This is a genomic window from Kitasatospora sp. NPDC001540 (assembly GCF_042894345.1).
Classification (GTDB): Bacteria; Actinomycetota; Actinomycetes; order Streptomycetales; family Streptomycetaceae; genus Kitasatospora; species Kitasatospora phosalacinea_C.
In genome coordinates, this window is record NZ_JBIAVO010000080.1 from 1 (window position 1) to 6,356 (window position 6,356).

General features: G+C 73.6%; 5 protein-coding genes. 3 read left to right on the forward strand and 2 right to left on the reverse strand.

What is annotated here, in order from left to right; genetic code table 11:
* Positions 1-267 precede the first annotated feature (267 nt).
* Together ACFY00_RS37930 and ACFY00_RS37935 are read left to right on the forward strand one after the other, a co-directional pair.
* Positions 268-894 carry a class F sortase gene (locus tag ACFY00_RS37930; RefSeq protein ID WP_388038790.1) on the forward strand — a complete coding sequence of 209 codons (627 nt, stop codon included), beginning with the start codon at positions 268-270 and terminating at the stop codon, positions 892-894.
* 35 nt (positions 895-929) lie between these two features.
* Entirely contained in the window at positions 930-2,252 is a 1,323-nt protein-coding gene (locus tag ACFY00_RS37935; protein ID WP_388038792.1) for a tetratricopeptide repeat protein, read from the forward strand.
* Positions 2,253-2,281: 29 nt separating this feature from the next.
* Here the strand turns inward: ACFY00_RS37935 and ACFY00_RS37940 are convergent, their stop codons facing one another.
* Together ACFY00_RS37940 and ACFY00_RS37945 are read right to left on the reverse strand one after the other, a co-directional pair.
* Positions 2,282-2,623, reverse strand: coding sequence for a hypothetical protein (locus ACFY00_RS37940; protein ID WP_388038795.1), 342 nt, complete (start codon positions 2,621-2,623; stop codon positions 2,282-2,284).
* A 29-nt stretch (positions 2,624-2,652) separates the two neighbouring features.
* Positions 2,653-4,392, reverse strand: a complete 1,740-nt coding sequence (locus ACFY00_RS37945) for a nickel/cobalt transporter (protein ID WP_388038797.1) — start codon at positions 4,390-4,392, stop codon at positions 2,653-2,655.
* Between the two features lie 406 nt (positions 4,393-4,798).
* Between ACFY00_RS37945 and ACFY00_RS37950 the strand changes: the two genes are divergently transcribed.
* On the forward strand, positions 4,799-5,881 hold the full coding sequence (locus tag ACFY00_RS37950; protein WP_388038799.1) for a HoxN/HupN/NixA family nickel/cobalt transporter: 1,083 nt from the start codon (positions 4,799-4,801) through the stop codon (positions 5,879-5,881).
* The last annotated feature ends 475 nt before the right edge of the window (positions 5,882-6,356 follow it).

The following is a 6,356-nucleotide window of genomic DNA, read 5'->3' on the forward strand; positions in this document are numbered from 1 at the left end:
GCCCCCCCCGGGCCCCCCCCCCCGGCGGGCGCCGGCCGCCCCCCCCCCCCCCCCCCCCCCCCCCCCCCCCACAACCCCCCCCCCCCCCCCGCCCCCCCCCCCCCCCCGCGCGGCCGCCCGGCCCTCGTGCGCGCCCGGCTCGTAGCCGCCCTGGCGGTGTCCTTCGCCCGGGCGAAGGACACCACCGCCCGGACAGGTGCCGGCGCGGCGCGTGCGGGTGCTGCGCTGCGGACGGCCGGGCCCCGTCGCCTGGTGGGAGCGGGTGCCGTGGCGGCGGGGCTCGCGCTGGCCGGGCTCGGCGCGGCGGCCGTCACCGACCGACCGGCCGCGCCCGCCCCCGCGCGGGTCGCCGACGTCGGCGAGCTGCCCGCCACCGTCCACGGTGCGGCACCGACCGCGCCGGAGGGCGGCTCCGACCGCGCGCCGGTCGCCCCGCCCGCCCGGCTCCGCATCCCCCGCATCGGTGTCGACACCGCCCTAGGCGACCTCCAGGTGCAGGACGACGGCCACCTGGCCGCGCCTGCGGACCCGGACGTGGCGGGCTGGTGGAGCCAGGGACCCGCCCCGGGCGGCCCCGGCACCGCCGTCATCGTCGGCCACGTCGACTCCCGCACCGGCCCCGCGGTCTTCGCGGGCCTGTCCGTCCTGCGCCCCGGCGACACCATCGAGGTGCAGGCGGTGGACGGAACGACCTCCTCCTTCACCGTCCAGGCCCTGCGCAACTACGACAAGCAGGACTTCCCCGCCGAGCAGGTCTTCGGGAACACCGCCGGGCCGAGCCTGCGCCTGATCACCTGCGGCGGCAGCTACGACCGCGCACAGCACGCCTACGACGCCAATCTGGTGGTGTTCGCCGCGCCACCGGCCCGTGGCAACGACACCCCGACCGCATAGATTCCGTCCCGCCCACGACCGCCTGGAGTACCGCAGTGAACCGACGCCGCCGCCTGCTTCCCGCCGCCGTCGCCACCGCCCTCGGCGTGGGCCTGTTCCTCGCCGGGGGCCTCGGCCTCACCCCACAGGGCGGCGAAGCCCCCGCCGGGCAGGAGCGGAGCATCGGGCAGGACAGCGCGGACACCGGCCTGGCCGCGGACATCCGCGGCCTGCAGGACCACCTGAAGCAGACCCCGGGCGACGTCCTCGCGATGGCCTCCCTGGGCCTGGCCTACGTCCAGCAGGCCAGGATCACCGCCGATCCGTCGTACTACCCGAAGGCGGAGGAGGTCCTGACCCGCTCCCTGGCCGCCGACCCCGCCGAGAACTTCACCGCGATGGCCGCGATGGCCGCCCTCACCGCAGCCCGCCACGACTTCACCGCGGCCCTCGACTGGTCGCAGAAGGCCGTCGCGATCAACCCCAACAACTCCACCCTCCACGGCACCCTGGCCGACGCCTACACCCAACTCGGCCGCTACCCCGAGGCGTTCGACGCCGTCCAGCGCATGGTCGACCTCAAACCGGGCACCCCCTCACTGGCCCGCGCCTCCTACACCTGGGAGCTGCGCGGAGACACCGCCGCCGCCACCGCCACCATGCAGCGCGCCCTGGACGACGCCAACACCGCCGCCGACCGCGCCTTCGCCCTCTACCACCTCAGCCTGCTCGCCCTGGGCGCCGGGGACGCGAAGACCGCGCTCGCCCGGGCCGAAGCGGGCCTGCGCACCGCACCCGGCACCGCCTCGCTGCTGGAGGCCAAGGGCCGCGCCGAGGCCGCACTCGGCAACGCCGACGAGGCCGTCGCCGACCTTCGCCGCGCCACCGCCCAGGTGCCGCAGCCCGAGTACGTCCTCGAACTCGGCGAGCTGCTCCAGTCGCTGGGCCGCACCGAGGAGGCCGAGCAGCAGTACCGGGTGCTGCGCGGCGAGTGGAAGCTGTTCACCGACAACGGCGTCGCCCTCGACGCGGACGCCGCTCTCTTCGAGGCCGACCACGGCGATCCGAACACCGCCGTCGCCATCGCCGAACAGGGCCTGCGCACCCGCCCGTTCCTGGACACCCACGACGCCTACGCCTGGGCCCTGCACACGGCCGGCCGCGACGCGGACGCCCTGTCGGAGTCCGACCAGGCGCTCGCGCTGGGCACCCGCAACGCCCTCTTCCACTACCACCGCGGCGTGATCCTGCGCGCACTCGGTCGCGACGACGAGGCCCGCACCGAACTCGGAACGGCCCTGGCGACCGACCCCGACTTCCACCCGCTGCACGCCCCCGCCGCCCGCACCGCCCTGGCTGAGCTCTCCACCGGGAACTGACCTCCGGCGGACGGCCGCAGGGGAAGCGGCTACTTCGCCGCCGGTGCCGCCACGTGCCCCGCGTCGCCGCCCAGATCGGTGTAGAGCCGCATCCAGCGCAGGTCGGTGTCGGTGGGCGGTCGGCCGTCGCAGTACGCCTTGGTGCCGTTGGCGGTGTAGAAGCGCATCATCTCCAGCACGGCCGTCGGGTCGGACCGCTCCCCGCCGGTGTACCGGCTGCCCGGCTGCTGTTCCTGGTGCTGGAGGCAGGTCGGCGACGGTGTGCCGGGCTGGGCGTCGAAGCTCCCGTCCGATCCTCCGCCGCCGCAGCCCGTGAGCAGCGCGGCGGCGGTGGCGAGGAGCAGGAACGGGCGGGTGCGGCGGGTGTCCACGGCGGTCGTCCTCCGGTGGGTGCGGGCGTTCACAGGGTGGCGGGCAGGCTGCGGACGACCAGTCCCAGCCCGACGGCCAGGATCAGCCCCGCGGTGAGCAGGGCGCTGTACGGCGCGATCCGGCGGACGCGCCGGGCGAGCGGTCCGTCCTGCACCGCGGCGAGCCGGTCGCCCATCCGGACCAGGAGCAGGCCGACGGCGGTGAGGGTGGCGGCCATGCCCACGCCGTAGGCGACCACGAGGGCCGCGCCGAACAGCGTCCGGCCCAGCGCGACCGCGCCGAGCAGCACCACCAGGGCGGACGGGCTGGGGACCAGGCCGCCGGCGATCCCGAGGCCGATCAGGTTGCGCCGGCTCGTCGGGCCGGGGTCGTGCCGGTGGTGGCCGCCGAACAGCCCGTGGCGGTGGCCGTGGTGACCGTGCGCCAGTTCACCGGCCCGGCCGTGGACGTGCGGATGACCGTGCTCGTGGTCATGGTGATGACCGTGGCCGTGATCGTGCGGGTGACCGTGATCGTGGTGGTGCGGGTGGCCGTGGTGCGGGTCGGGGCCGGTGCGGTGGCCGTCCGACGCGGGGTGCGGGTCGTGGTCGTGGTCGTGCGGGGTGCCCGCGGCGTGGGCGGCGGCGTGGGCGAGCTCCCTGGCATCGGCGTCGTCGGAGCCCGGCTGGGGATGCGGGAGGTGTGCGTGCGCGCGGGCGTGGCGGGAACGGCGGACGGCATCGCGCAGCAGGCCCGCGCCGACCAGGGCGACCAGCGCTCCGCTGAGGACGCCCAGCCAGCCCAGCAGCACGTCTCCGGCCAGCGAGGAGAAGGTGGTCAGGCACAGGCCGATGACGATGACCCCGGCGGTGTGGGTCACCGTGACGGTCGCTCCGACGGTGACGGCGTCGCGGGTGCGGCCGCGCCGCCCTGCGAGGTAGGCGGCCATCACGGTCTTGCCGTGCCCGGGCAGCAGGGCGTGTCCGGCGCCGAGCACGATCGACAGCAGGACCGCTAGCAGGCCCAGCGGCACGGTCAGGCGCTCGGCGGCGCCGATGCCGGCGAGGCGGGCGTCCAGACCGGCCAGCCAGGCCGTCGGCCCGGAGCCGTTCGCCCGGACGGCCGCCGCACCCGCGGGCACGGCGCCGCCGCCGGGCCTGGCCCGGAACTGGGCACGGGTGACGCCGCTGGGGCTGTCCAGCAGCTCCCGCGGGTAGTCCCGCAGTTCCTTGGAGACCGACTCGGCGGGAACGTCGGAGCCCTCCAATGTGACGCCGTCGCCGCGGGCGGTGATCTCGTTCCACCCCACCCGGGCCGGGTCGCTCCCGGTATCCGCCCGGATCGGGCTCCCTCCGGCGGGCAGGTACAGGTCGGCGTGGAGCACGCACTCCAGGCGGCTGGTGCGCAGACCGGCGGAACCGTCCTCGTACCGGAACTGTGCCGAGCCGACCCGCCAGGCCAGCGGTTGGGCGGCCTGACCGGCCGTCACCTTCAGGTGCTGTGCCGTCAGGCCGCACTGCTCGGTGGCCCAGGCCGCGCGCTCGGTGTCGTCTGCGGTGCCGTCCCCGTTCCGGTCGACCTTCGGCTGCTCCTGGAGGGTGGGGATCTCGGCGGCGTCGGTGACCGCGAGCGCCTCGACGGATGCCGGCCGGACGGTGAGGCCGAGGTAGTGGTTGAGGGAGAAGTTGCCCAACGGGTGAGCACCGGCAGCGGGCGCGCCGAGGGCCATCAGGCACAGGGCCGCCGACGCGACGGCGCCCGCTCTGACAAGGAATCGTGCTGCCTGCACGCGGGCCTCCAGGAACACGGCCGGGCGGTCCACGGCCGACGGGCCCGGTGGGAGAGGGAACGAGGCGAGGTGCCCCGCAACCACCTTCGCGCCCGCCCGCGCCACGGGGAACAGCTACCACCCCGACCTGCCGGGGGATCACCCGCACGGGGCAACCCCGCTACCGGGGCCCGCCTGGGCCGGAGCCGGAGCCCGCCACCCCCGCTCCTCCGGTGGACCGGACGCCGACTACGCACTCTCACGCGCCCCCGGCGCGCCCCCTGACAGACCCCCTTTCTGCGGTGATAGTGCAAGTACGAGTCGAACGCACCCGAGCGGACGCTCGCCCCACGCCGGAAGGACGCCCGTGGCCTCCTCGTCCGCACCCCTCCCCCCGTCCCAGGCCGCCGCACCTGCGAAGATCCCGATCACCCGTCAGGAGTGGCGGCGACTGGGCACGATGGCCGCGTTCATCGCCGCCCTGCACGTCATCGGCTGGGTCACCCTGGTCGCCGTCGTCGCCCCCGAGCACCACGCCCTGGGCACCAAGACCTTCGGCATCGGGATCGGCGTCACCGCCTACACCCTCGGCATGCGCCACGCCTTCGACGCCGACCACATCGCCGCCATCGACAACACCACCCGCAAGCTCATGGAACAGCGCAAGAGACCCCTGTCGGTCGGCTTCTGGTTCTCCCTCGGGCACTCGTCCATCGTCTTCGCCCTCGCCGTCCTGCTCTCGCTCGGCGTCAAAGCCCTGACCGGCCCCCTCCGGAACGACGGCTCCGCCCTCCACCAGGTCACCGCCCTGATCGGCACCGCCGTCTCCGGAGCCTTCCTGTACCTGATCGCGATCGTGAACCTCGTCATCCTCGTCGGTTTGTGGAAGGTGTTCCGCCAGATGCGCGCCGGCCACCTAGACGAAGCCGCACTGGAAGAGCAGCTCGACAAGCGCGGCCTGATGAACCGACTGCTCGGACGCGTGACGAACTCGGTCAGCAAACCGTGGCACATGTACCCGCTGGGCATGCTCTTCGGACTCGGCTTCGACACCGCCACCGAGATCGCCCTGCTCGTCCTCGCCGGCTCCGGAGCCGCGTCCGGCCTGCCGTGGTACGCCATCCTGTGCCTGCCCGTGCTGTTCGCCGCCGGTATGTGCCTGCTGGACACCATCGACGGCTCGTTCATGAACTTCGCCTACGGCTGGGCGTTCTCCGAACCCGCCCGCAAGATCTACTACAACCTGACCGTCACCGGCCTGTCGATCGCCGTCGCCCTCCTCATCGGCACCATCGAACTGCTCGGCCTCCTCGCCGACAAACTCGCCCTGCACGGGCCCTTCTGGGACTGGATCTCCCGACTCGACCTCAACACCGTCGGCTTCGCGATCGTCGGCCTGTTCGTCGCCACCTGGCTCATCGCACTCGCCGTGTGGAGGTTGGCGCGGATCGAGGAGAAGTGGAACGTCCCCGGCCCAGCCACCACCCCCGCGGCGGTGAACGAGGGCTGACAGCACGACAGCCACCCTGCGGGCCTCTCCGAACGCGCCTGCCGGGTACGGACCTTCACCGGCTTCCTCTCTGGATCTCCCTACGATCGTGCATGGTTACTCAGGCCGAACTCTCCTTGCAGGAGACGCTGACGGACCTTGATCCCTGCACTACGGCATCAGTGCGCGATACGTGCAGAGGAGCGGGTTCACCGTCCAGGAGCAACCGCGCCGGAAGCGAGTGCGGCTGGAGGCCACCGATCGGTTCGAACACGGTGACGGCAGCAGGCTGATCGCGACCCGAGCAACGTCACACACAGTGACGAAAACTCCCTCGGGCTCGTCAACCATCTTGCTCCAAACTCGCAAATTAGCATGCTCTCCCGCTCTCCTGACCAGCACTCAGCTTGGCGTTTATCCACGCATGTCACTCGACCTGCTGATCTGCGGTTCTTCCCGGGACAGCAGAGGCGGCCGTTCTCCACGCTTCGAGGTG